At 70.2% G+C, this 23469-nt stretch carries 25 protein-coding genes and 3 pseudogenes; 15 read left to right on the forward strand and 13 right to left on the reverse strand.

Annotated features, from left to right (window positions below):
* Nucleotides 1-150 precede the first annotated feature (150 nt).
* On the reverse strand, nt 151-564 hold the full coding sequence (locus tag ACFVWU_RS37700; protein ID WP_387629502.1) for a GTP-binding protein: 414 nt from the start codon (nt 562-564) through the stop codon (nt 151-153).
* Nucleotides 565-602: 38 nt separating this feature from the next.
* On the opposite strand from ACFVWU_RS37700, the pseudogene ACFVWU_RS37705 reads away from it, so the two are divergent.
* The 7 genes and pseudogenes from ACFVWU_RS37705 to ACFVWU_RS37735 all read left to right on the forward strand — a co-directional run.
* Nucleotides 603-704 (forward strand): annotated as a pseudogene (locus tag ACFVWU_RS37705) (30S ribosomal protein S14); the annotation flags it as partial.
* A 484-nt stretch (nt 705-1188) separates the two neighbouring features.
* Nucleotides 1189-2778, forward strand: a complete 1590-nt coding sequence (locus tag ACFVWU_RS37710) for an RICIN domain-containing protein (protein ID WP_387629505.1) — start codon at nt 1189-1191, stop codon at nt 2776-2778.
* Between the two features lie 357 nt (nt 2779-3135).
* Nucleotides 3136-3432, forward strand: a pseudogene (locus ACFVWU_RS37715) (phosphate acyltransferase); the annotation flags it as partial.
* A gap of 116 nt (nt 3433-3548) precedes the next feature.
* A complete protein-coding gene (locus ACFVWU_RS37720) occupies nt 3549-3821 on the forward strand; it encodes a hypothetical protein (protein ID WP_387629507.1) in 273 nt (90 codons plus the stop codon).
* 70 nt (nt 3822-3891) lie between these two features.
* The gene (locus tag ACFVWU_RS37725; protein ID WP_344638945.1) at nt 3892-4101 is read left to right on the forward strand and encodes a ferredoxin; all 210 of its coding nucleotides are present in this window, start codon (nt 3892-3894) and stop codon (nt 4099-4101) included.
* Nucleotides 4091-5461: an NAD(P)/FAD-dependent oxidoreductase gene (locus ACFVWU_RS37730; protein WP_387629508.1), complete on the forward strand. Its 1371-nt coding sequence runs from the start codon at nt 4091-4093 to the stop codon at nt 5459-5461. Before ACFVWU_RS37725 ends, ACFVWU_RS37730 begins: the two co-directional genes overlap by 11 nt.
* Nucleotides 5462-5496: 35 nt before the next feature.
* Nucleotides 5497-6696, forward strand: coding sequence for a cytochrome P450 (locus tag ACFVWU_RS37735; protein WP_387629510.1), 1200 nt, complete (start codon nt 5497-5499; stop codon nt 6694-6696).
* A 346-nt stretch (nt 6697-7042) separates the two neighbouring features.
* Here the strand turns inward: ACFVWU_RS37735 and ACFVWU_RS37740 are convergent, their stop codons facing one another.
* The 3 genes from ACFVWU_RS37740 to ACFVWU_RS37750 all read right to left on the reverse strand — a co-directional run bounded on the left by ACFVWU_RS37740 (nt 7043) and on the right by ACFVWU_RS37750 (nt 10100).
* Nucleotides 7043-7345, reverse strand: a complete 303-nt coding sequence (locus tag ACFVWU_RS37740) for an XRE family transcriptional regulator (RefSeq protein ID WP_387629512.1) — start codon at nt 7343-7345, stop codon at nt 7043-7045.
* Nucleotides 7342-7713 (reverse strand): type II toxin-antitoxin system RelE/ParE family toxin, encoded by a 372-nt coding sequence (locus ACFVWU_RS37745; RefSeq protein ID WP_387629514.1) that lies wholly within the window; start codon nt 7711-7713, stop codon nt 7342-7344. The genes ACFVWU_RS37740 and ACFVWU_RS37745 overlap by 4 nt, the downstream gene beginning before the upstream one ends.
* Before the next feature lie 233 nt (nt 7714-7946).
* Nucleotides 7947-10100 (reverse strand): SpoIIE family protein phosphatase, encoded by a 2154-nt coding sequence (locus ACFVWU_RS37750; protein ID WP_387629516.1) that lies wholly within the window; start codon nt 10098-10100, stop codon nt 7947-7949.
* A gap of 285 nt (nt 10101-10385) precedes the next feature.
* On the opposite strand from ACFVWU_RS37750, the gene ACFVWU_RS37755 reads away from it, so the two are divergent.
* Complete coding sequence (locus ACFVWU_RS37755) at nt 10386-10520, forward strand: hypothetical protein (RefSeq protein WP_387629519.1); 135 nt, start codon at nt 10386-10388, stop codon at nt 10518-10520.
* 86 nt (nt 10521-10606) lie between these two features.
* Here the strand turns inward: ACFVWU_RS37755 and ACFVWU_RS37760 are convergent, their stop codons facing one another.
* From ACFVWU_RS37760 to ACFVWU_RS37780, 5 genes are all read right to left on the reverse strand, one after another.
* Entirely contained in the window at nt 10607-10942 is a 336-nt protein-coding gene (locus ACFVWU_RS37760) for an STAS domain-containing protein (protein WP_380610075.1), read from the reverse strand.
* Entirely contained in the window at nt 10933-11433 is a 501-nt protein-coding gene (locus ACFVWU_RS37765) for a J domain-containing protein (protein ID WP_387629521.1), read from the reverse strand. Before ACFVWU_RS37765 ends, ACFVWU_RS37760 begins: the two co-directional genes overlap by 10 nt.
* Nucleotides 11434-11773: 340 nt before the next feature.
* Nucleotides 11774-12415 (reverse strand): hypothetical protein, encoded by a 642-nt coding sequence (locus ACFVWU_RS37770; RefSeq protein ID WP_387629522.1) that lies wholly within the window; start codon nt 12413-12415, stop codon nt 11774-11776.
* A gap of 309 nt (nt 12416-12724) precedes the next feature.
* Nucleotides 12725-14635, reverse strand: coding sequence for a molecular chaperone HtpG (gene htpG / locus ACFVWU_RS37775; RefSeq protein WP_387629525.1), 1911 nt, complete (start codon nt 14633-14635; stop codon nt 12725-12727).
* A 324-nt stretch (nt 14636-14959) separates the two neighbouring features.
* The gene (locus tag ACFVWU_RS37780; RefSeq protein WP_387629527.1) at nt 14960-15637 is read right to left on the reverse strand and encodes a type III effector protein; all 678 of its coding nucleotides are present in this window, start codon (nt 15635-15637) and stop codon (nt 14960-14962) included.
* Between the two features lie 109 nt (nt 15638-15746).
* On the opposite strand from ACFVWU_RS37780, the gene ACFVWU_RS37785 reads away from it, so the two are divergent.
* From ACFVWU_RS37785 to ACFVWU_RS37800, 4 genes are all read left to right on the forward strand, one after another.
* Nucleotides 15747-16181 (forward strand): Hsp20/alpha crystallin family protein, encoded by a 435-nt coding sequence (locus tag ACFVWU_RS37785; protein ID WP_380610070.1) that lies wholly within the window; start codon nt 15747-15749, stop codon nt 16179-16181.
* A 116-nt stretch (nt 16182-16297) separates the two neighbouring features.
* A complete protein-coding gene (locus ACFVWU_RS37790) occupies nt 16298-16591 on the forward strand; it encodes an STAS domain-containing protein (protein WP_387629530.1) in 294 nt (97 codons plus the stop codon).
* A 65-nt stretch (nt 16592-16656) separates the two neighbouring features.
* Nucleotides 16657-17055 (forward strand): DUF2267 domain-containing protein, encoded by a 399-nt coding sequence (locus tag ACFVWU_RS37795; RefSeq protein ID WP_387629533.1) that lies wholly within the window; start codon nt 16657-16659, stop codon nt 17053-17055.
* Nucleotides 17056-17118: 63 nt separating this feature from the next.
* Nucleotides 17119-17517, forward strand: a complete 399-nt coding sequence (locus ACFVWU_RS37800) for a DUF2267 domain-containing protein (protein ID WP_387629534.1) — start codon at nt 17119-17121, stop codon at nt 17515-17517.
* A 44-nt stretch (nt 17518-17561) separates the two neighbouring features.
* Here the strand turns inward: ACFVWU_RS37800 and ACFVWU_RS37805 are convergent, their stop codons facing one another.
* Nucleotides 17562-17858: a helix-turn-helix domain-containing protein gene (locus tag ACFVWU_RS37805; RefSeq protein WP_387629536.1), complete on the reverse strand. Its 297-nt coding sequence runs from the start codon at nt 17856-17858 to the stop codon at nt 17562-17564.
* A 154-nt stretch (nt 17859-18012) separates the two neighbouring features.
* On the opposite strand from ACFVWU_RS37805, the gene dnaK reads away from it, so the two are divergent.
* From dnaK to ACFVWU_RS37820, 3 genes and pseudogenes are all read left to right on the forward strand, one after another.
* Nucleotides 18013-19869: a molecular chaperone DnaK gene (dnaK, locus tag ACFVWU_RS37810; protein WP_387629539.1), complete on the forward strand. Its 1857-nt coding sequence runs from the start codon at nt 18013-18015 to the stop codon at nt 19867-19869.
* 45 nt (nt 19870-19914) lie between these two features.
* Nucleotides 19915-20136 (forward strand): nucleotide exchange factor GrpE, encoded by a 222-nt coding sequence (locus tag ACFVWU_RS37815; protein ID WP_387629544.1) that lies wholly within the window; start codon nt 19915-19917, stop codon nt 20134-20136.
* Nucleotides 20137-20389: 253 nt separating this feature from the next.
* Nucleotides 20390-20554 (forward strand): annotated as a pseudogene (locus ACFVWU_RS37820) (Hsp20/alpha crystallin family protein); the annotation flags it as partial.
* Between the two features lie 41 nt (nt 20555-20595).
* On the opposite strand, the gene ACFVWU_RS37825 reads toward ACFVWU_RS37820, so the two are convergent.
* From ACFVWU_RS37825 to ACFVWU_RS37835, 3 genes are all read right to left on the reverse strand, one after another.
* Nucleotides 20596-21612, reverse strand: coding sequence for an asparaginase (locus tag ACFVWU_RS37825; protein ID WP_387629541.1), 1017 nt, complete (start codon nt 21610-21612; stop codon nt 20596-20598).
* 82 nt (nt 21613-21694) lie between these two features.
* Nucleotides 21695-23140 carry an amino acid permease gene (locus tag ACFVWU_RS37830; RefSeq protein ID WP_380610062.1) on the reverse strand — a complete coding sequence of 482 codons (1446 nt, stop codon included), beginning with the start codon at nt 23138-23140 and terminating at the stop codon, nt 21695-21697.
* On the reverse strand, nt 23137-23469 hold a 333-nt coding region (locus ACFVWU_RS37835; RefSeq protein ID WP_387629542.1), incomplete at its 5' end, for a FadR/GntR family transcriptional regulator. The genes ACFVWU_RS37830 and ACFVWU_RS37835, both read right to left, overlap by 4 nt.

A 23469-nucleotide genomic window follows, 5' to 3' on the forward strand; every position in this document is an offset into this window, starting at 1 on the left:
GGGTACTTCATCTGAGCAGCCATCACAAAGGCTCCCTTCTCATGACCCATCAGGCCATCTCGGGCAACCTTCCGCACCTCGGGGGAACCTCAAGGTTCTCGGCGCCCGCGGGGTGCAGCTGGTTCGGCCGGGCATGGTGATGGTCGGAGGTCAGTGCGATGGCGGGTCAGCCCCAAGAGCTTCGGCGAACGGGTCGTCGGACAGCCGCCAGCGTTCTATTCCGAGGGCGAGTTCGGAGTCGGTGAGCAGGCAGCTGTTCAGCCGCTCGTGGAGTGAGGGGACGTCGAGGTCGATGCCGGTGAAGGTTAGTTCGCAGCGGCGCTCGCCGTAGTAGGGGTGCCAGAGCAGGGCGGCGAACGTGCGCCGTTCGGCCGACGCCGCTTGCCATGCCCTGCCGTCCTGTTCGGGTAGCCAGGTGCCTGCGGTCTGGATGGCCAGGTGCTCGCCGGCGGACTCCCACCGGTGGATGGACTGGGGTCGGTTGGCGAGCCACAGGTGCCCGTGTCCGCGGATGACGCCTGGGCAGATCTGCGCCAGTGCGTCGTACAGGCGTTGTGCGTGCATGGGTCGGCGGGTGATGGCCAAGCGCAGCAAGATCGCCAAGAACGAGCGGCTACCTGCGCGCCTTCGGGCTCTCCCGCATCGGTGTACGCCAGCAGGCCCACGCCGGATTCCTGCCCGGTGTGCGCAAGGCCAGCTGGTAGCACGCCCCGTGAACCGGTCGCGCCGTGCCGCGCCGGGCGACGGGCCGAACGGCTCCCGATACCCACCGTCCACCCACCACCGGCGACCGTCTGACTGGCCGTCGGCTGCGTTTCGCCCCGGCCGCCGCCCCCGCCCGACGACGTGATCGTCAGCCGGCGCGCGGTGCCCGAAAAAACTTCGCGGTCCGGGGCAACCTTTCCCGGAGCGGTGACAACCGGGTGATGTCCGGACAGGCGGTCCGGTCAGAGGCAACGGCTGAAAGTGAGCATCGCCATGTTCTCTCGCCCATCCACGTCGCCGGAGGCGTCGCCCGGCGGCCGAGCCCGCCGTGGTCGCGCGTCGTTCCGCTCGGCCGTTCCGGGGCAGCGGCAGACGCATCGTCGCCGTCGGTTGTACCAGCGCCGGGGTTTCTGGGCGGCCGTCGGCCTGGCGGTCGTGGGCGGCTCCGTGGTTGTGGTCAACACGGCCTCGGCGGGAACCACCGTGGACACGAACGCCTGGTACGTGCTGGTCAACCGCAGCACCGGCAAGGCGCTGGACGACTTCGGCTACGGCGCGTACGACGGCGCTGCGGTGGTGCAGTGGAGCCGCACCGGCGATGCGAACCAGCAGTGGAAGTTCCTCGACTCGGGTGACGGGAACTACCGGCTGCAGAACCGGTACTCCGGCAAGGTGCTGGACGACTACGGCTGGTCGAAGACCGAGGGCGCCGAGCTGGTGCAGTGGCGCGACTTGAACGGCGCCAACCAGCAGTTCCACGTGGAGAACTCGTCGGACGGCTACGTGCGTCTGATCAACCGCTTCAGCGGCAAGGCCGTCGAGGTCCCGGGCGGCTCCAAGGCCGACGGGAGCCACATCGCCCAGTACCACGACTGGGCCGGCGCCCAGCAGCAGTGGCAGCTCGTCCCGGTCGGTAGCGGCAACGGCAGCGGCAGCGGGAACGGCAGCGGCAGCGGCAGCGGCAACGGGAACGCGGGGAGCTCCGGCGGCAGCTCGGCGAAGAGCTTCATGGGCAGCAACACGGTGCTCATCGGCGGCTCGATGTCCGACGCCTCGGCGAACGCCGCGCCGTTCGACGTGCAGTACGCCTATGTGCACAGCCAGCCCGCACCCTCGTCGGACTACTACACGGCGGCCCGCTGCCAGGACGCGTGGACGGGCTGGTGGGGCTGCTGGAACGGCAGCACCACGGCGCCCGGCACGTACGTGACCTGGCGGGACGCCAAGGCGGCTCAGGAGACCTACCAGGGCAAGCCGCGCCCGCAGAAGTTCCTCTGGACCTGGTACTCGCTGCGCGACCTCGGCGACGCGGCGGGCCAGGGCGACGGTCCGGGCGAGGTCAAGGCCATCAACAGGGCCGACCTGCTCACCCGGTACCTGAACGACTACCGCTTCTTCCTCCAGAAGATCGGCACCTCGCACGACATGATCGACCTCGAGCCCGACTTCTGGGGCTACGTCCGGTCGCTCGGCGACCCGCACCAGGTCGCCGCGCAGGTCACGGCCGCGGACCCGACGGACTGCGGATCGCAGGAGAACAGCGCCGCCGGACTCGCCCGCTGCCTGATCGACATGGCGCACAAGTACGCTCCGAACACCGCCGTGGGAATGCACCTGTCCTGCTTCGACTGGCAGCAGAACACCCCGCAGTGCGTCAAGGACTACGCCCACCTCGGCGCACAGAACGCCGACTTCCTGGCCACCGACGTGTCGGACCGCGACGCGGGCTGGTACGCGCAGCCCGCCCACGGCGGCCTCGACAAGTTCTGGACCGACCAGAAGGCCGCCGCCCAGCTGTCGTTCTACAAGACGATGGCCGAGTCCGTGGGCAAGCCGGTGGTCCTGTGGCAGATCCCCGTGGGCAACATGGCGCAGAACAACACCCTCAACCACTACAAGGACGACAAGGTGGACTGGTTCTTCGCGCACATGGACCAGGTGGCGAACGCGCACATCGCCGGTCTGCTGTTCGGCGCGGGGCAGCAGGAACAGACCACGGCCGAGACCGACGGCGGAAACCTGATCAACAAGACGATCGCGTACCACAACTCGGGCGGCACGCCGCTCAAGTAGCCGCACGCAGCCGGTCGGCCCACCCTTCGACGGGGCCGCGTTCATCCCCCCCCGTCGTCCCGCCGAGCACTTCTCGGCCGGTGCCGACCGGCTGCCGCCGCCCGCGGGCGCCGGCCGTAGCGCCGGCAATCTGCTTGACCGTTGACACACGACCGCCACACCGACTCAAGGGTCGTGACCTGGTCGCGGGCTCGCAAGGCTATGGCCGGGGCCGGGTGAACAACCCCTGCTCGGTCTCGACCAGGAGCCCGCGCTCGACCAGCCGCTTGAGCTTCAGCCGGGCGTTGTTGATGTTGCTGGGCGTGAGCTCCACGTCCATCGCCTCGCATACTGCTCGGGCCCGCATCGGGGCGCCGGGCCGCGGCGAACACCGCCACTATTCGCAGATCCCGTCCCCGCGCCGGACGACCTCGGGCCTGGAGTCGCCACGCCACCGTGCTCACATTCCCGGACCTGGACACGGGCAACAACACCTACAAAGCCGTCCAGCGCTCGGCAAGCGCGATCGCCATCGGACCGGTGCTGCAAGGACTGCGCAGACCGGTCAACGACCTGTCACGCGGTGCCCTCGTCCAGGACATCGTCAACACCGTCGCCATCACCGCGATCCAGGCACAGGGGCGGAACCCAGAGCCCGGCCCGTCGACACGTTGAGGTCCGCGGCGTCGGCGGGGGGCGACCGAGCTGTGACCGAGGGACGGCCGCGCGGTCGCGGCCGTAGGTAAAGCGTGTGTGTGGCGCGGTGCAACGTCGCGAGGAGGACGGCACCCATGGATCCAAGCAGCGGTTACGCCGTGGCCTCGCCGGTCGACCAGTATCCGGGCTTCCGCTCCCTCGCGTGCGGCGACTACGGGTTCGACGAGGACGGCGCCGACGGCCACGACCGCCACAACAGTCTCACGCACCTGATCGCGGAGACGACAGGTCATCGCCCTGATGGCTGCTCGTACCTCACGGCGACGGCGTCCGTGGTCGCCAACGCCGGGGAGCAGGTGCCGATGGTCGACGGCTCTCCGCTCCCCGGCCCTTCTCGCCGGGGATGACCCGTAGCCATGCGGAGGTCCGGTCCATCCCCCACTCTGGAACGAAGGGGGTGACGGAGGGAGTAATGGGATGCAGATCGTTGTGGACCTCACACGCTGCCAGGGCTATGCGCAGTGCGTGTTCCTCGCACCGGAGGTGTTCCAGCTGCACGGGCAGGAGGGGCTCCTGTACACCCCGGCCGTTCCCGACGACCAGCTGGAGCGCGTGCGCCAGGCCGCGGCGGCGTGCCCGGTCCAGGCCATCCTCCTCGGCAAGGAGGTGAGCCCCGGTGGCCGCTGACCTTCGAGAAGGCCGGATCGTCATCGTCGGCGCGTCGCTGGCCGGGTTGCGGGCCGCCGAGGCGCTGCGCGAGGAGGGCTTCACCGGCTCACTGACCGTGGTCGGGGACGAGCCCCATCCGCCCTACGACCGGCCGCCGCTGTCCAAGCAGGTCCTGCTCGGCCAGGTCGCGGCGGACTCCACCGCTCTGCCGATGCGCCGGGACCCGGACGCCGACTGGCGGCTCGGGGTCCGCGCCACCGGCCTGGACCCTCTCGGGAAACGGGTGGTGCTGGCCGACGGCGAATCGTTGCCGTTCGACCGGCTGCTGATCGCCACCGGCACCCGGGCCAGGCCCTGGCCCAAGGCGGAGGAGGCCGCCCTGGACGGAGTGTTCACGCTGCGTACCCGCGAGGACGCCGCCGGGCTGGCCGAGCGGCTGGCCGCGGGGCCGCGGCGGGTGCTGGTGATCGGCGGGGGCTTCACCGGCTCGGAGATCGCCTCGGCCTGCCGGGAACGCGGTCTCGACGTCACGGTCACCGAACGCGGCCCCGCCCCCCTGGTGGGCGCGCTCGGCGGCACCCTGTCCAAGCTCGCGGCCGCCATGCAGCGCAACAACGGGGTGGACCTGCGCTGCGGGGTGACCGTCACCGCCCTGCGCGGCGACGGGAACGGCCGGTTCACCGGTGCGGACCTGTCCGACGGCAGCCGTGTGGAGGCGGACGTGTGCGTCGCGGCCCTGGGGGCGGTCCGCAACGTCGAATGGCTGGCGGACTCCGGACTGGCAGCAGGCCCGCGCGGAATCGCCTGCGACGCCGGGTGCCGGGCCTTCGACATGTACGGCATCGTCACCGACGACGTCTTCGTGGCCGGTGACGTGTCCCGATTCCCCCACCCACTGTTCGGCTACCAGATGCTCTCCCTGGAACACTGGGGCAACGCGGTCGCGCAAGCCGAGGTGGCCGCCCACAACATGGTCAATCCCGGACCCCTGCGCCGCCCCCACCTCGCCCTCCCGACGTTCTGGTCGACCCAGTTCGGGCTCAACATCAAGTCGGTGGGCGTGCCCACCTTCTCCGACCACGTGGTCATGGCCCAAGGCACGCTGGAGGAGCGTCGCCTGGCGATGGTCTACGGCTACCAGGGCCGGGTCACCGCCGCGGTCACCGTCGACATGGCCAAGTCACTCGACTATTACACGCGCCTGATCGAGACCGCTGCCCCCTTCCCGCCCGCGCCCGGCGCGTCCGACCGCCCGCTCGCGGCCGATGTCCCGGTCCCCTCCGACGTGCCGGATCCGAAGGGTCTCTCCCACGGCCCCACCGTCGCGCTCACCGGCCACCTGCCCGACCGCCGGCTGACCGTGGTGCAGCCCACCTGACCCATCTCCCGCCCAACCACGAGGAGCCCCGCCCCATGGCCGCCGCCGATACCCTCCTGGAACGGATCACCGACTACGCCAACCGCCCCAACCCCTACCCGCTCTACACGGAACTGCGCGAAGCCGGTCCCGTCGTGCGGCAGGCGGACGGCAGCTACCTGATCGGCACCTACCACGAGATCGCCGCGCTCCTCCACGACCCACGCATCAGCGCCGATCCCCGCAGCCTCGCCACCCCGCCCGAGGGGGCGCCGAAGCCGCCGTTCCTACGGCTCGACGACCCCGAGCACCACAGACTGCGCAGCCTGGCCATGCGACCGTTCGGCCCACCGCACAGCCCCGGCCACATCGACGCCATGCGCGGCCAAATCACCGAACTCACCGAGGAACTGCTCCAGAACCTCCAGGACCGCACCCAGATCGACATCGTCGACGACTTCGCCTACCCACTGCCCGTCACCGTCATCTGCCGACTGCTCGGCGTCCCCCAGGAGGACGAACCACAGTTCCGGCAATGGTCCGACGCGATCGTCGCCTCCGCCGACGTCAGACCCGACGAGGGGGCTTCCGCCGAGCGGGACCGGGCCGGCGAGCAGGCACGGATCGAGATGGGCCAGTACCTGGTGAACCTCGCCGAACAACGCCGCGACCATCCCACCGGCGACATGCTCTCCGCCTACATCAACGAACCCGACCCGGCCATGCGCCTCACCCACGAGGAACTCGCGGAAACCGCCGTACTGCTCCTCATCGCCGGACACGAAACCACCGTCAACCTCATCACTAACGGAGTCCTCACCCTGCTACGCCACCCCGACCACCTGGACCGGCTGCGCCGCGAACCCGACCTGCTACCGGCCGCGGTGGAGGAGCTGCTGCGCTACGAGCCCCCGGTCCACATGCGCCAACGCATCCCCCTCGCCGACGTGGACATCGCCGGCACCACCCTCCCCAAGGGCACCTCCGTCGTACTGGCGCTGGCCTCCGGCAACCGCGACCCCAAGCGGTTCCACGATCCCGACCGGTTCGACCCCACCCGCCCGGACAACCAGCACTTCGGCTTCGGCAGCGGCATCCACCTGTGCTACGGCGCACCACTCGCCCGTATCGAAGCCCAGGCCGCGCTCGGCGCGCTGATCCCCCACCTCCCCAGCGCAACCCTCCTCCAGGACCCACCCCCCTACCGGCACGCCGCCATGCTCCGCGGACCCCGCCACCTCCCCATCCGACTCTGACCGACCACAACGCTGCCCGCGACCAGTTCTGGCGCCCGCGCAAAGGCCCCCAACACTGCGGGCACCGGAGAGAGTATTGACGTCCAGATCGCACGGTCCGCCCCGGGCGTGTTGCCGCCAGACCGGGGCGTACTTGTAGCCGACCATCTCACGATCTTCTCGCCTGCCCGGCCCCGATCCAGCGGCAGGGCCGGGCATGGCTTGCCCGGCCCGACCTCACAGAACATTTGTCGAACGACGTCAACTGCCGGCGACAGGTAGTCAGTCCCAGCCGCCGTAGCCGCCGTGGCGCCCGAAGTCGTCAAAGCCCCGGCCGGACCTCCACCGCACGGCGGCGGCCGCGGTGTCAGCCGATGGTGAGTGTGCGGTCGCCGAAGTCGGCGACCATGCGGAGCTGGCCGCCGAGTGCTTCGACGTAGGCGCGGATCGTGGCGATGGCCGCGGTGTCGAGTGCCCCGCTCTCGAGTCGGGAGACGTTGGGCTGGGTGATGCCGATGATCTCGGCGACGTCGGCCTGGGTCAGGTCCTGCTCGCGGCGGATCTCGGCGAGGCGGTAGGCCCGGACCTCGGCGTCGAGCTTCTCCCGGTGTGCGGATACCCGCTGCGGGTCGGTGACGACGTTCGGTCGTACGTCCTTCCAGGACTTCATGGCTTGCCCTCCTCGATGGCCTTCAGGTGCCTGCTGAACCGCTTGTCGGCGATGGGAATGTTGATCTCGTACCACTCCCGCCACGCTCCGGCCTTGTCGCCCGCCACCAGGATGATGGCCTGGCGCTCAAGGTCGAAGGCGAACAGGATACGAATCTCTCCGGGCCCCGTCGTCCGTGGGCGGAGCTCCTTCATGTTGTGGTGTCTGGAGCTGTGGATGCGGTCCACCAGCGGCCGGCCGAGGGTCGGGCCGTCCTGCTCGAGCTTGTCGATGGCGGCCGCGACCTCGTCGGCGGTCTGCGGGTGGTGCTGTGCGAGGTCCAGGAGCCATTCCTCGACCTCGCTCTCCAGTGAGACTTCCCATGCCACCGCCCCAGTATGCGCTTCAGCGAATATGCGCTGCAAGTTATTCCCGGAACTGGTCAATCGACACAATCCGTTGACCTGCGGGTACATCCAGTCGGTAGGTTGGCCGTTCCCGCAGCTGTGAAGATCATTTCCCAGCGTCCTGGTCGACGCGAGCCAAGCGGAAGTCGCTTGCAAAACTGGGGGAGGATCGCCTGTGCCCGCCGTCGAGGAGGGGAGGCATCCATGCCGGCTGGTCAGCTGGCGATCAGGTCGGTGTCCTGGAGGGTGTAGTTGATGCGCAGGAGAAGGAGGGCGGTGTCGTCGGCGTGACTGCCCGAGGGCGTGGCCTGGTCGAGCAGGGCGACTGCGATGCCGTCCAGGAGGTCTCCGGCCTGTGAGAGCGTGGCGGTGAGTTTGGCGATGTTGGTGTCGAGGTCGGTACCGGGGGCCTCGATGAGTCCGTCGGTGTAGAGGGCGAGCACGGTACCGGGCGGCAGGGCGACCTCGGTGGTGGGGTAGGCCGCTGCGGGATCGACGCCCAGCAGGGGCCCTGGCAGCAGGGGGACGATGTGGGTGCGCGTGTCGGGGTGGCGGAGGAAGGGTGGGTGGTGTCCGGCGGTGGCCAGGTGGGCGCTGTGGTGGGAGAGGTCGAGGTGCGCGTACAGGCAGCTGGTGAGCAGGTCGGGGTCGAGGTCGGTGAGCAGCCGGTTGGTGCGGGCGAGGACTTCGCCGGGGGTGGCGCCGGCGATGGCGTAGGCATGGACGGCGGTTCGGACCTGGCCCATCAGGCCCGCGGCGCTGACGTTGTGGCCTTGTACGTCGCCGATGACGGCGGCGGCTTCGGTGGTTGTCAGGCGGATGAGGTCGTAGAAGTCGCCGCCGATGTCCATGCCGTGGCTGGCGGGTAGGTAGCGGGCGGCCACGTCCAGGCCGGGGATCGCCGGGAGGGTTTGGGGTAGCAGGCGGTCCTGGAGTCCATGGGCGAGCTGGTGTTCGGCGTCGTACTGCCGTGCCCGGTCCAGGGCCTGGGTGATCAGGGCAGCGAGGGTGATGAGGATGGTGCGCTCGTCCGGGGTGAAGGAGTGTGGGCGTTCGTAGCCGAGCACACAGATGCCGATGGGGTGCCCGGAGGCGATGAGGGGCAGCAGAGCCCATGCGGCCATGCCGTCGTCGATGTCGGCGTCTGCCGGACAGGCGGTGCGGCGTTCCTCCCGGGAGGCGAAGAACGACGGTACCCCGGTGGCCAACCCCGGCACGGACGGGATGTACGAGGGCAGCGGCTGGTGGTCGAGGTGGTCCACGAACTCGGGGTGAAAGCCCCGATGGCCGATGACCTGGATGCGGCCGGCCTCGGGGACCAGCAGCAGGAAAGCCTGGGCGCGGAAGGAGAGCAGGAGATGGTCGGCGACCAGGTCGACCACGTCGCGTACGGTCGCCGCTTCGGTCAGCGCGCCGGCCAGGTGGACCAGGTGGTGGGTGGCCTCCAGTCGGGCGGATCCGGTCATTGGTTCGGTGCCTCCCGCATGCGGCACCTTGGGGGAGTGTCTGCCGCAGGTCGGGCTGATGCGCACGCTCAGGCCGGTGCGGTCCGGGTAGAGCTCGAAGTGCAGGTGGGTGTCGGGGGGCCGCAGCGCCGTGAACGAGGTCGGCAGCTGGCTGATGACCGCGTCCCGGTGGTGGTGCTGGTAGATCGGATCGTTCAGCCACGGCACCGCGTCCCACAGACGGGCGCCCAGCAGGTGCGGGACGCTCCCGCCCAGCAGTTCGGCCGCGGTGGGCTCGACGAAGGTGATCCTCCCGCGTGGGTCGAGGGAGCATCCGCCTTCGGGGAGCCGGGTGGCGAACTGCGTCGCGGCGTCACCCCGTGCCGGGCTTGTGAGGGGGACGAAACGGGGCCGGTGTCCGGAGTCGGATCCCGGCTGGAGGCGCTGCCCGGTGTCGGCGGCGTGCTGGAGCAGCGTGGCGATGCGGTCGCCGGCCGACGTGATCGCGCGGCGCTCGCCGGCCGTGAGTTCGGACGACCGTTTCGAGGACATCATCAGGGCCAGGGCGCCCCACACCACGCGTCCGCTGGCGATCGGCGCGACGGCGCTGGCGCGCGAGTACGGCAGGAGCAGGGCGACTTTCGGATAGCGGCGCGCGAGGTCTTCCCCGGAGCTCACCCACACCAGGTGACGTTCGCGTACCGCCTCGATGATGGGATCGGGGGTCGCGGTGGTCAGGCGTACGTGCCGCAGCGGTCTGAGGAACTCCGGCGGCACTCCCGCGATCGCTTCCAGGGTCAGGACCTCGCCGTCGGGCTCCAGGAGCACGATCGCCCCCGCAGACGCGCCAAGGCTCTTCACAGTGCGGCTCAGCGTCCGGTCCAGCAGATCCTGGACGGTAACCGGTCCTTTGCCATCTGCCATCGGCGGTGTCCACTCCGCGAAGTACGTTCGCGTGCATCTCCATGCTACGGGCGCGCCGATGGCCTGGCCCGGCCCGTTCGAGGGTGACGGAGAAGTGGCTGGTGGCCGTCACAGGCGTGCACCGACCGGACCAGTGCCTATCCGTATCCGACGGACGTCCATCACGCGATCGGTGCGCTGGCGGGCCTGCTGGAGCAGCTTCCCCGCACACTGCACCAGCTCGCGGCGGGCCTGAACGCGATCGACCCGGAGCATCTCGCGGTCCTGGAGGATCCGCCGACTCCGGTGCAGAAACAGGCCGACGCCGCCTTCGAGCTGGGACGCGCGATCGCGGCGATCGAACGAGCCGGCACCCATCTGCGCCGGGCGCAGCACACTGCCGCGGAGCTGGTCTGCACCGGGCCGCTCCCGGAAGTCTGAACCGCAGCCGGGTGCCGCGCTGTGGGTTGCGCGCGAGTCGTGACACCAGGCCGCGGTACGCGGCCCGGTGTCGTCCTTGTCCGGGGTCAGCCGGATGGGTGAGGTTCGACCAGGTCGGCGAGGCCGAGAAGGTCGAACAGCCGGGCGATGATCGGGGCCTGCACATCCGTGACCTTCAGGACGATGCCTTCCTCCTGCGCCTGGCGGTGCAGCCGTTCCAGGGCGTCCGCGCCCGAGCAGTCGCAGAACCTCACCTGCGCGAAGTCGAGGTCGACGCGCCTGGGCCGGTGCGCCAGGCACTCCTTGACGCGGCTCTCGAGCTCGGGTGCGGTGGCGAGGTCGATCTCGCCCGTGACCGCGACGGTGATCTGGCCGTCCCACCGGGAGACGGCGGTGCGGAAGTCGTTGCCGTTCACAGCCATGGCTCCACCTCCCACAGCCGATGCACCATCCACTGCCACAGGTCGTCGGGACCATCCCGCGCCCACGCCGACGCACCCGGCGGTACGACCCGCACCGGGCCCACCCGCACGAGCGGTTCGGACCCGTGCGGCATCGCGCCGCCGAAGGGAGAGGGCGCGGCGCGCACAGACCCCGCCCCACCGGTTTCCCGGACGACTCGTACGGACACCCGTCGGCCCGCGGTCGGGGGACCGGCCGAGGCGCGCTCGGCCGGGTGCCGAGCGGCACCGCGTTCGGCGTCGTAGGCGGCCCGCAGCTCGGGATCGTGCAGGACCTCGTAGGCGGCGACCACCGCGCCGAGTCGCTCCGCCGACCCCGGTTCGACGGGGCGGGTGTCGGGGTGCAGCAGCCGGACCAGGGAGCGATAGGCCGAAGTGACCTGCCGCGCGGACGCCGTGGGTTCCACTCCCAGCGCCGCGTAGTGATCGCGTCGGTCTCGCGATCCCGTCATGGCGGACCACCTCCCGGGTGACCCCGGCAAACCTCCTCATTGACCTGGATAGAACCTTGGCCAGCACTTGTCAAGATGCCCGAAATGGGGCTATACGGACGAGCGGCCGGCACCGGAGATCGGCGGCGAGAGGCTCGCGGCCGACGTTGGCGACCTGTCCCGGCACAGTGAACGTGGCCCGGGTGCCGCCGCGCCACAACGGCGCGTCCGGCACCCGGGCACCAGGCCCCGGACGGCAAGCCTTCAATGTGCCCTCGACTACCGGGTGCGGGTCAGGCGCTCGGCGAGCAGACGGGTGAAGCCGGCGGGGTCGGGAAGGTTGCGCACGGCCCGCCGTCGCTCACCGGGCCACAGCCCATCGGCCGGCCTCGTGGCGGCTCTTGGAGACGACGGCGGCGTAGCAGCTGCCGGGCAGGTCGGTGGCCCAGTCGAAGGCGTCGAGGCTGATCCCGTGCCGGGCGGCGGCCTGGAGCATGTCGGCGAGCAGGGCGGTCGCCGCGGCCTTGTCCCGCTCGGTACCCGGGTTGCTGCGCCGTTCGGCGGCGGCGTCGATCCGGTCCGGCAGGTGGCGGTTGCGGGCCACGGCGAGGTAGCAGCTGCCGGGCAGGTCGGTGACCCAGTCGAAGCTGGCGAGCGTGATGCCGTGCCGGGCGGCGGCCTGGAGCATGTCGGCCAGCAGGGCGGTCGCCGCGGCCTTGTCCTGCTCGGTTCCCTGGTCGGGGCGTCGCTCGGCGGCGGCCTCGATCCGGTCGGCCGGGGTGCGGTTCTTCGACACGGTGCGGTAGCAGCTGCCGGGGAGGTCGGTGACCAGGTCGAGGATGTCGAGGTTGATGTCGTGCCGGGCGGCGGCCTGGAGCATGTCGGCCAGCAGGGCGGTCGCCGCGGCCTGGTCCTGCTCGGTGCCGTGCTGGGGGTGCCGCTCGGCGGCGGCCTGGATGCGGTCGGCCAGGCTGCGATTCCTGCGGTCGGTGTACTCGTACACGCTTGAGATCTCCTTGGTCGGTTCGGGTGGCCGTCGGCAGCGGCCGGCTCCCGATGCCTGCTGCCGAAGCGGCCGGGTGAGGTGCAGCCGCGGGGGCTCCTCATGCCGGCGAGGACAGCGGTGCTCTGCTCATGACTCCTGGAAGCGGCACGCCACCGCGCCCCGCCCGCTCGGCCAGGTCTGACGGGGGGAAGCGCGATCCGGTGGCGCCCTGTGCGGTGTTGACCCGGCTGGTGACGTTCCCTGGCCGGGGTAGGGTGCGGCAGGCAGGGGCCGCGTCGTGCCGTGGCCGGCCGCACCCCCGTGCCGTTACAGGGTGTGGGTCAGGCGCTCGGCGAGCAGCCGGGTGAAGCGGGCGGGCTCGGGAAGGTCGCCGCCTTCGGCGAGCAGGGCGCTGCCGTGGACGAGTTCGGCGATCTCCGCCAGTGCGGGGTCGTCCGGGTTGGCCTGGTGTGCCGTGCGCAGCGCGGTGATCAGCGGGTGGGTGGGGTTGAGTTCCAGGGTCCGCTTGACGGAGGGCAGTTCCTGTCCCATGGCCCGGTACATCTTCTCCAGGGTGGGGGTCATGTCGTGGGCGTCGCCGACGATGCAGGCGGCCGAGGTTGTCAGCCGGGAGGACAGGCGGACCTGCTTGACGTGCTCGGACAGGGTGGTGGTCAGCCAGGGCAGCAGGGCGGCGAAGTCCTGCTCGTGCTGGGCCTTGTCGGCGTTGGCCTCCTGGTCGCCGTCGGCGGGTTCGTCGAGGTCGACCTGGCCTTTGGCGATGGACTGCAGGCGGTGGCCGTCGAAGGCCGGGACCCGGTCGGTCCAGACCTCGTCGACGGGGTCGGTGAGGATGAGGACCTCGTAGCCCTGGGCGGTGAGGGCCTCCATGTGGGGGGAGTTCTCCACCATCGCGCGGCTCTCGCCGGTGAGGTAGTAGATGGCGTCCTGGCCGTCCTTCATGCGCGCCACGTACTCGCGCAGGGTGGTGGTCTTCTGCGGATCGTGCGTGGAGGCGGCCGAGATCAGTTCGAGGAGGGTGTCGGTGTTGTCGGTGTCCTCGATCAGGCCTTCCTTCAGCACGCGTCCGAACTGGGCCCACAGCTTGGCGTAGCGTTCGGCGTCCTTGCCCTGCATGTCCTTGATCGCGCCGAGGACCTTCTTGACCAGGCGGCGGCGGACGCCTTGGATCTGGCGGTCGTGCTGCAGGATCTCGCGGGAGATGTTCAGTGACAGGTCGTGGGCGTCGACGACGCCCTTGACGAAGCGCAGGTAGTTGGGCATCAGCGCGTCGCAGTCGTCCATGATGAACACCCGCTTGACGTACAGCTGGACGCCGCGCCTGGTGTCGCGGGAGAACAGGTCGAACGGTGCCTGCGAGGGGAGGAAGAGCAGCGCCTCGTATTCGAAGGTGCCCTCGGCGCGCATGTGGATGGTTGCGGCGGGCTCTTGCCAGTCGTGGCTGATCTGCTGGTAGAACTCGTGGTACTCGGCCTCGGTCACCTCGCTGCGCGGACGGGCCCACAGCGCCTTCATCGAGTTCAGCGTCTCCGGTTCGCCGCCGCCGTCGGCGTCGGTGCGCTCGGTGGCCATCCGGATCGGCCAGCGGATGAAGTCCGAGTACTGCTTGACGATCTGGCGGATCTTCCACTCGGACAGGTAGTCGGCGAGAGCGTCCTCGTTGTCGGCGGGCTTGAGGTGCAGGGTGACCGAGGTGCCGGTGGGCAGGCCGTCGACGGCCTGGATGTCGTAGGTGCCCTGGCCGTCGGACTCCCACAGGGTGCCCTGGTCGGTGCCGGCCCGCCGGGTTCGCAGGGTGACCTTGTCGGCGACCATGAACGCCGAGTAGAAGCCGACGCCGAACTGCCCGATCAGGCTCTGCGCGGCGGCGGCGTCCTTGGCTTCCTTGAGCTTGTCCAGCAGGCCGGCGGTGCCGGACTTGGCGATCGTGCCGATCAGCTCGACGATGTCGTCCCGGCTCATGCCGATCCCGTTGTCGCGGATGGTCAGCGTGCGGGCGTCCTTGTCGACTTCGAGGGCGATGTGCAGGTCGGAGGTGTCGGCCTGGAGGCCGGAGTCGGTCAGCGATTCCAGTCGCAGTTTGTCCAGTGCGTCGGAGGCGTTCGAGATCAGCTCGCGCAGGAAGATGTCCTTGTTCGAGTAGATCGAGTGGATCACCAACCGGAGCAACTGACGGGTCTCGGCCTGGAATTCCAGCGTCTCGACATTGCTACCCACTCTGGGTCTCCTTTTCCGGGTGAGGCGTGGGGAACGGGTTCGGCGTGAGCCTGGACGGCTCGCGCCTGCGGCATGGTAGGTGACCGTGGCTGCACGTGGCGCACTCCGGTCGTCGGGGATCGGGCGGCCAGGTCTCGGACGGTCGGGGCAGGACAGTGGGCGGCCCCGGGGTGGTCGGCGAGGTGCCGGCGCACGGTGTCGAGTCTGCGCAGGCAGGCGTCGATGGAGGCGATGGCGGAGCCGGTCTCGGTCCGCATGCGGATGCCCACGGTCTCGAGCTGGTCCTGGAGTCGCTGCCAGCGTTCTTCGGCGGCGGCGACGGGGTCAGGTGCGCCGTTGGTCGCTGTCATGGCGGAGCTGGTCGGTGTGGTGGGTGAGGTCGTCGAGGCGGGTGGCGAGGTGGGGGTGGCCCGTGCCGAGGTGGGGGCGCATCGCGGCGAGCGGAGCTATCAGGTCGGCCGGGTCGGGGGTGCCGAGGGCGGTGGTGAGGTCGGCGAGTGCGGGGCGGGCCTGGGGGGCGAGGTCGGTGAGTGCGGCGACCTGGGCGGCGAGCACGCGCAGGTCGGCGGCGTGGTTGCGGGCCCAGGCGGTGACGGCGCGGTCCGCGGCCCGGCGGTCGCGCACCGCCTTGACGCGCTCGGCGCCGGTCTCCGCGCCGGCGGAGGCGTTCTTGGTGGGGCGCAGGCGCAGGTAGCGGTTCTCGGCGGCCTGGCGGCTGGCAACGCCCATGGGCTGGGCGAGGTCGGCCCAGGTGGCGCCGGCGGCTCGGGCGGTCTCCACCAGTGGGGCCTCCCAGTCGGCGAGCTGGGTGCGCAGTTCCCGCAGCAGTACCAGCGCGGCCAGGGCCTGTTCGGCGCCGCCTTCCTGCGTGTCCCGCTCCGAGGGACGGCCGGGTTGCCGGGCGGTGCGGACGGTGTCGTCGATGGCGGCGAGCGCCGCGGCGGCGGCGAGGAAGGAGACCGGATCGGGCCTGGGGGCGGGCTGCGGGGGCTTCTTGCTCATGCTGTCATTTTACGGACGACACCCAGCGTTTGTCATCGGATGGATGACGTGCTAGAACGGTTTCAGGTGAAGCGCACTGGCACCCATCGATCAGTGGAGGTGTTTCGCGATGCTGCTGCGCACTGACCCGTTCCGCGAGCTGGACCGCCTGACCCAGCAGTTCTTCAACACGACCGGTACCTGGTCGCGGCCGACTCCGATGCCGCTGGACGCCTACCGTGCGGGCGAGGAGTACGTGATCTGCTTCGACCTGCCCGGGGTGGACCCGGACGCGATCGACATCGACGTCGAGCGGAACATGCTGACCGTCAAGGCCGAGCGCCGTCCGCGCCACGAGGGCGAGGACGTGAAGTGGGAGCTGTCCGAGCGTCCGCTCGGCGTGTTCTCCCGCCAGGTCATGCTCTCCGACACGCTCGACCCCGAGGGGATCAGCGCCGACTACGACTCCGGCGTGCTGACCCTGAAGATCCCGGTCGCGGAGAAGGCCAAGCCCCGCAAGATCGCCATCGGCCACAGCGGTGGCCGCAAGGAGATCAAGGCCTGACCGCGCCCCTGTGCCGTTCCGTGCCGTCCCCGCCCCCCGAGGGGACGGCACGGAACACCCCCGCATCCGGCCCCGCATCCCCCGATTTGGCCCGTGCCATCGCGACTGGCAACGCCATGCGCGATGGGCGGCCGGCACCGTTCGTGGTGAGGGCCGGTGGTGAGATCGACCTCGCCACCGCGCCGCGGCTTCGCTGCCGGCTGGCCGCCGCGTTCGAGGCGCACGGGGAGGTGGTGCTCGACCTGTCGGAGGTGACGTTCATGGACTGCTCGGGCCTGGGCATCCTCGTCCAGGCCCGCAACCAGGCCGACCACAGCGGCAAGCGCCTGGTCCTGCGCGGGGTCGGCCACCCCGTGGCCAGGCTGCTCAAGCTCACCGGCCTTACCCGCCGCCTGGCCGCCGAATTCTGATCGGCCTCGCACGCCCGCACCCCGGCAGGGCCTGGTCCCTGCCGGGACGGAGGGAGGAATGCGCGGTGACTCTTCGATGGGAGGCGTTCCTGGACCAGGTCCAGGAACGCGGAGAGTACGACACGCCCCAGGATGCCGAGCGCGCGGCCCGCGTCGTGCTGGCCCTGCTCGGTGCCCACTTGGTCGGCGACGTGCGCGCGAAGCTCGCGGCCCGTCTGCCCGAGACCTTCGCCCTGATCCTGCTCAACCCCCTGCAGGCCGCCGAACCGCTCAGTCCCGAACGGTTCGTGCGCGCCACTGCCGCCTGGATCGAGGGCGCGACCGAGAAGACCGCCGTGTGGGACATCGGCGCCGTGCTGTCCACGGTGGCCGATGCCGCGGGCGACGACCTCATGGAGGGTGTCCTGTTCCAGCTGCCGCCCGGCTACGACGTCCTGTTCGGCCGCCCTGTACCCGGCCACTGACCCTGACCCGCTTTCGTGCCGCCGCTCACGCCGCGGCGGCCCACCCCTGGAAGGCCACCCGTCATGACCCGGCACCGCCGCCTGATCCAGCAGGTCCGCACCCTCGGTCGCTACCCCAGTGACGCGGAGGCCGAACGCGTCCTCGATGCGGTCCTGGCCGTTCTCGGCTCCCAGCTGACCGGCGAGGAACGCTGCGAGCTGGCCGCCGCGCTCCCTGAGCGGGCCCGCGCCGTCTTCGCCTCGCAGACCCCCCTGCCCGAACCCGTCGCCGCGCCCGCCTTCGTCGAAGCTGTCGCCCGAGCCCTGGACACCAGCCTCACCGGCGCCCGCTGGGACGTCTCCTCCGTCCTGGCCGCCCTCGAATCCCTCGGCGGCGAGCGGCTCACCGATCGCCTCCTCGCCCGCCTGCCCCGCGGTTACGCGCTCCTGTTCGGCCGCGCCGACCTCGCCGCCGCCGCTTGAACCTCAGCCGGCCCGGGTTGGGCCCAGGCGGCGGGCGCTCGACGTCACTGGCCGCGGGCCCGGTCCAGGTCGGCCTCCAGCTGCTCCACTCGGGCCTGGAGATCGAGTACCCGGCGCGCGCCTTCCAGGGTCAGTCCCTCGCTGATCAGTTTCACCAGGGCCGCGACACGGTTGATCTCCCGGCGTGAGTAGCGGCGCTGGCCGCCCGCCGAACGGGTCGGCACGACCGCGCCCAGCTCGTCCAGTCGCCGCAGGAACGCCACCTGGACGTGCAGCATCGCGGCGACCTGCCCCACCGTGTACAGCGCGGCATCCGCGTCATCAATGGGCAGCTCCACCACCGCGACCTCACCTCGCCGCTCGCTGAAACCTCACTTCCACGTTACAGATTTCCTCCAGCCGCAGCCATCGACTTATCCTTGAGTCCATGAGGCTCAAGTTTCATTCCTCCCGCTGAGGCAAGACGGGAGGGATAGCAGGAGAGGAGGCCCGGCAATGTCACGCGCAGTCGGTATCGACCTGGGAACGACGAACTCGGTGGTCTGCGTCCTGGAGGGCGGCGAGCCGGCCGTCATCGCCAACGCCGAGGGCGCCCGGACCACCCCGTCGGTGGTGGCTTTCGGCAAGGGCGGCGAGGTGCTGGTCGGCGAGGTCGCCAAGCGGCAGGCCGTGACCAATGTGGATCGCACGGCCCGCTCGGTGAAGCGGCACATGGGCGAGAGCGGCTGGCGGTTCCCGGAGGAAGGGGACGTGAACGGCAAGCGCTACACCGCGCAGGAGATCTCGGCGCGGGTGCTGCAGAAGCTGAAGCGCGACGCCGAGTCCTATCTGGGTGAGGACGTGACGGACGCGGTGATCACCGTGCCCGCGTACTTCAACGACTCCCAACGCACGGCTACCAAGGAGGCGGGTGAGATCGCGGGCCTGAAGGTGGCGCGGATCATCAACGAGCCGACCTCGGCTGCCCTGGCGTACGGCTTGGACAAGGAGAACGACCAGACGGTGTTGGTCTTCGACCTCGGCGGCGGCACGTTCGACGTGTCGCTGCTGGAGATCGGCGAGGGCGTGGTGGAGGTGAAGGCCACCTCCGGTGACACCCACCTGGGCGGTGACGACTGGGACCAGCGGATCGTCGACCACCTGGTCAAGCAGTTCAAGAACGGCTACGGCATCGACCTGTCCAAGGACAAGATGGCAGCCCAGCGGCTCCGGGAGGCCGCGGAGAAGGCGAAGATCGAGCTGTCGGCGGCCACGGGGACGACGATCAACCTGCCCTACATCACGGCCTCCGCCGAAGGCGCTCTCCACCTGGACGAGAAGCTCACCCGCGCCCAGTTCCAGCAGCTCACCGCCGATCTGCTGGAGCGCTGCGAGGGCCCGTTCCACCAGGCCGTCAAGGACGCCAAGATCGAGGTGAAGGACGTCGACCACGTCATCCTGGTCGGCGGCTCCACCCGTATGCCGGCCGTCACCGACCTGGTGAAGAAGCTCACCGGCAAAGACCCGCACAAGGGCGTCAACCCGGACGAGGTCGTCGCCATCGGTGCCGCCCTGCAGGCCGGCGTGCTCAAGGGCGAGGTCAAGGACGTCCTGCTGCTCGACGTCACCCCGCTGTCCCTGGGCATCGAGACCAAGGGCGGCATCATGACCAAGCTGATCGAGCGCAACACCACGATCCCGACCCGCCGCTCGGAGGTCTTCACCACGGCCGAGGACAACCAGCCCTCGGTGACCGTGCAGGTCTACCAGGGCGAGCGGGAGATCGCCGCGTACAACAAGAAGCTCGGCATGTTCGAACTGACCGGCATCGCGCCCGCCCCGCGCGGGATGCCGCAGATCGAGGTCACCTTCGACATCGACGCCAACGGCATCATGCACGTGGCCGCGAAGGACCTCGGCACCGGCAAGGAGCAGAAGATGACCGTCACCGGCGGCTCCGCCCTGCCGAAGGACGACATCGACCGCATGATCCGGGAAGCCGAGCAGCACGCGGAGGAGGACCGCCGTCGGAAGGAGGCCGCCGAGACCCGAAACCAGGGCGAGCAACTCGCCTACAGCACCGAGAAGTTCCTTCAGGACAACCAGGACAAGGTCCCGGCCGACGTGAAGAACGAGGTGGAGACGGCCCTGGCGGAGCTGAAGGACAAGCTCAAGGGCGAGGACACCGCCGCCATCCGCGCAGCGAGCGACAAGGTCGCCCAGGTCAGCCAGAAACTGGGCCAGGCCCTCTACGCCCAGACCGCCCCCGGTGCACCAGGTGGCGGCGCAACCGGCACCCAGGGCGAGGAAGGAGAGGAGGTCGTGGACGCCGAGATCGTGGACGAGGACGAGCACAAGCGAGGCGCCGCATGACCACCCCATCCAGGCCGAGGAAGAAACCCGAAGAGCAGCGCCCGCCTGTGGTCATCCGCGACAAGCGGCGCATCGACCCTCCACGAGGCCGTCACCTCGACCGAATCGGACCGGGTCGACCGCCCCACCTGCACCCAGATCCTGCGCCCCGGCTATCGGCTCGGCGAGGTCCTACTGCGCCCGGCCCAGGTGGCGGTCGAACAGCCGCCCGCCCCGGACCGGCAGAGCGCCGGCTCCTCCGTGTCCGATCGCACCGACTCGGCATAGGACATTCGTCCACGCCTCCGTGCGGCCTGCCCGTTTCCCGGGCCGTTACGAAGCACACGCGAATAGGCGGAACACGGATTCCGCCGTGGAGAAGGGAGGCCGTGATGGCTCAGTCGATGACGCTGCTCCCGAACACCCGGCTGCCCGACCCGGTCGAGCGAATGGAGGAGGCATCCCCACCACCCCGCTGCGCTGGGGCACGTACGACCGCCACCCGATCGCGATCGAGGAGGACCTGGCGGATGGCACCTACGTGTTACACGCGGAGCTTCCCGGTCTGGAGCCGCAGGAGATCACGGTCACCGTCGATGACGCTGTCCTCGCCGTCAGCGCCGAGCACAGCGCGGACAAGCGCACGGCCCAGCGATCGAATTTCCGGTACGGCTCGTTCGAGCGGATCGTGCGCCTGCCGGCGCCCGTTCGCGCCAGCGCGGCGAGTGCCGGGAGTGGTGGGTCGGGTCACGCGGGAGCGAGCAGGACCGACGGGTCCAGCGCCGCCACCGGCCGGACGCCGCCGACGCGCCGACCGCCGCCGGTCGCTGGCTCCCCCGCGAACCCGGTGAGCAGCCGTGCGTCGACTCCCGCGAGGGCCAGCGCGGCCGCCATCACGGGAACGCGTGCCCGGTTCGCGCCGTCGGCGATCTTCACGGCGACGGCGCGGCCGTCCGGCAGTGCGGCGACGTGGACGCCTTCGAAGCCGTCCTTGGCGATCAGCCCGGGCACCGCGCGCATCAGCTCGGCCACGTCCCGTCCGGCGCCGGAGGCCATCTCCGGGTGGCTGCGCAGCGCGTCCGCCACCCGGAATTCAGGGGTCCCGGGTGCGCCGGTGGCGATGCGCGCGGCGGCGCGGGCCAGGCCGTGCAGGGAGACGGCGAACAGGGGGGTGCCGCAGCCGTCCACGGTGGCGTGCGCGATGCGCTGGCCGGTGAGGTCCTCCACGGCTTCCGCGATCATCCGTTGGAGCGGGTGCTCGGGGGCGTCGTAGTCCTGCGGCGGCCACCCGTTGAGCCGGCACAGGTACAGCATCGCGGCGTGCTTGCCGGAGCAGTTCTGGGCGAGCCGGGAGGGCGGGCGGTCCTCCCGGATCCAGGTGTCGCGGACGGCCGGGTCGTACGGAAGGTCCGGGACGTTGCGCAGGTCGTCCTCGGTGAGCCCGGCCAGTTCGAGGATCCGCCTGGTGCCGGCGAGGTGGCGTTCCTCGCCGGAATGGCTGCCCATAGCGAGGGCGAGCAGTTCGCCGTCGAGAGGCAGTCCCGCCCGGACCATGGCGACGGCCTGGACGGGCTTGAGGGCCGATCGCGGGTAACAGGCGGCCTCGATGTCGCCGAGATGGAACCGGAGCTTGCCGTCGCCACCGAGGACGACGACGGAACCGTAGTGGGTGCTCTCGACCACGCCGCCCCGGGTGACGTGGGCGACGGGCGCGTGGATGGGCTCACGGATCGGGGGCGCGTCCGCGAGGGAACTGCTGAGCATCACTGCCTCGTTCGATGATGGGTCGCTACGGGTGGCGCCGGTCTCACGAAGTGCCGTGAGGCCGACGCCTTTTGACGGTAGATCAGGAAGGATCGTGGCCCGTGGTCGCGTCGCGCGCCAGGCGGCCGCGGATCGCGTACCAGCCGGCGACGAGCACGGCGGCGATGAGCGGTACGCACAGCACGGTGGTGCGTCCGGCGCCGCCGTCGGCGTACATGAGGACCAGGACGGCGGCGAGGAAGGCCAGCGTCACGAGTTCGGTCCAGGGCGAGCCGGGCAGGCGGTAGTCGGGGCGGGTCAGTTCGCCGGCCGTGGTCTTCCGCCAGAACAGGAGATGGCAGACCATGATCATGCCCCAGGTGGCGATGATGCCGATGGCCGCGAGGTTGAGCACGATCTCGAACGCGTCGGCGGGGACCACGAAGTTGAGGCCGACACCGAGGACACACATGCCGCTGGTGAGCAGGATGCCGCCGTAGGGCACCTGGGTGCGGCTCATTCGCGCGGTGAAACGCGGGGCCGATCCGTTGACGGCCATGGAGCGCAGGATGCGGCCGGTGGAGTAGAGGCCGGAGTTGAGTGAGGACATGGCCGCGGTGAGGACGACCAGGTTCATCACGCTGCCCGCCGCCGGGACCCCGATGTGGGAGAGCACCGTCACGAAGGGACTCTGGCCTGAGGTGTACTTGTTCCACGGCATCAGCATCGACAGCAGCACGACCGAGCCGACGTAGAACACGCCCACGCGCCACATGATCGAGTTGATCGCCTTAGGCATGATCTTCTCGGGGTTCTCGGTCTCCCCGGCCGTCACGCCGACCAGTTCGACGGAGGCGTAGGCGAAGACGACGCCCTGGATGATCAGCAGCATCGGCAGCAGCCCGTTGGGGAAGATCCCGCCGTTGTCGGTGATCAGGGACGGGCCGGGGACGGCGCCGTCGACCGGGTGCTGGGTGACGAGCAGGAAGATCCCGATGCCCATGAAGACGACCAGGGCGCTGACCTTGACGATGGCGAACCAGAACTCCAGTTCGCCGAAGATCCGCACCGAGATGAGGTTCACGGTGAGGACCACGGCCAGGGCTATGAGCGCGATCACCCATTGCGGGACGTCGGAGAACAGGTGCCAGTAGTGGGTGTACGTGGCGACGGCGGTGATGTCGGCGATGCCGGTGGTCGCCCAGTTGAGGAAGTACATCCAGCCGGCGGTGTAGGCGCCCTTCTCCCCGAGGAACTCCCGGGCGTACGAGACGAAGGCGCCGGAGGAGGGGCGGTACAGGACGAGCTCGCCGAGCGCTCGCACCACCAGGAACGCGAAGACGCCGCAGACGGCGTACGCGACGAACAGGGAGGGCCCGGCGTCGGCGAGGCGTCCGCCGGCGCCGAGGAACAGCCCGGTGCCGATCGCGCCGCCGATGGCGATCATGTTGACGTGCCGGGCTTTCAGGGACTTGCTGTAGCCGGTGTCGCCGGCGTCGACGTGACGGGTCGTGGGGCGCTTCTCGTCCTTGAGGAACTGCTCGCTCACGCCTCGGCTCTGCCTTCTCTTGAGGTGTCCGCGCGCTGGGGGCGCACGATGTCGGTGAGGGTGGCCTCCACGCGGTGGAGGTGGTGGGACATCGCCTCGACGGCGTCGGGCTCGGAACCGTCGATCAGGGCCTCGACGATCGCCCGGTGCTCGCAGTTGGACTGCTCGCGCCGACCGCCGAGTTCGTTGAGGAAGGTCGACTGACGCGCCAGTGCGTCACGGATCTCCTCGATCACCCGGCGGAAGACCGGATTGCGGGAAGCCTCGGCCACCGCCAGGTGGAAGACGGTGTCCAGCGCGACCCACGCGGTGGTGTCGGTCTCCCGCTC

The organism is Kitasatospora sp. NPDC058190 (assembly GCF_042883685.1).
In the GTDB taxonomy this organism is placed as follows: Bacteria; Actinomycetota; Actinomycetes; order Streptomycetales; family Streptomycetaceae; genus Kitasatospora.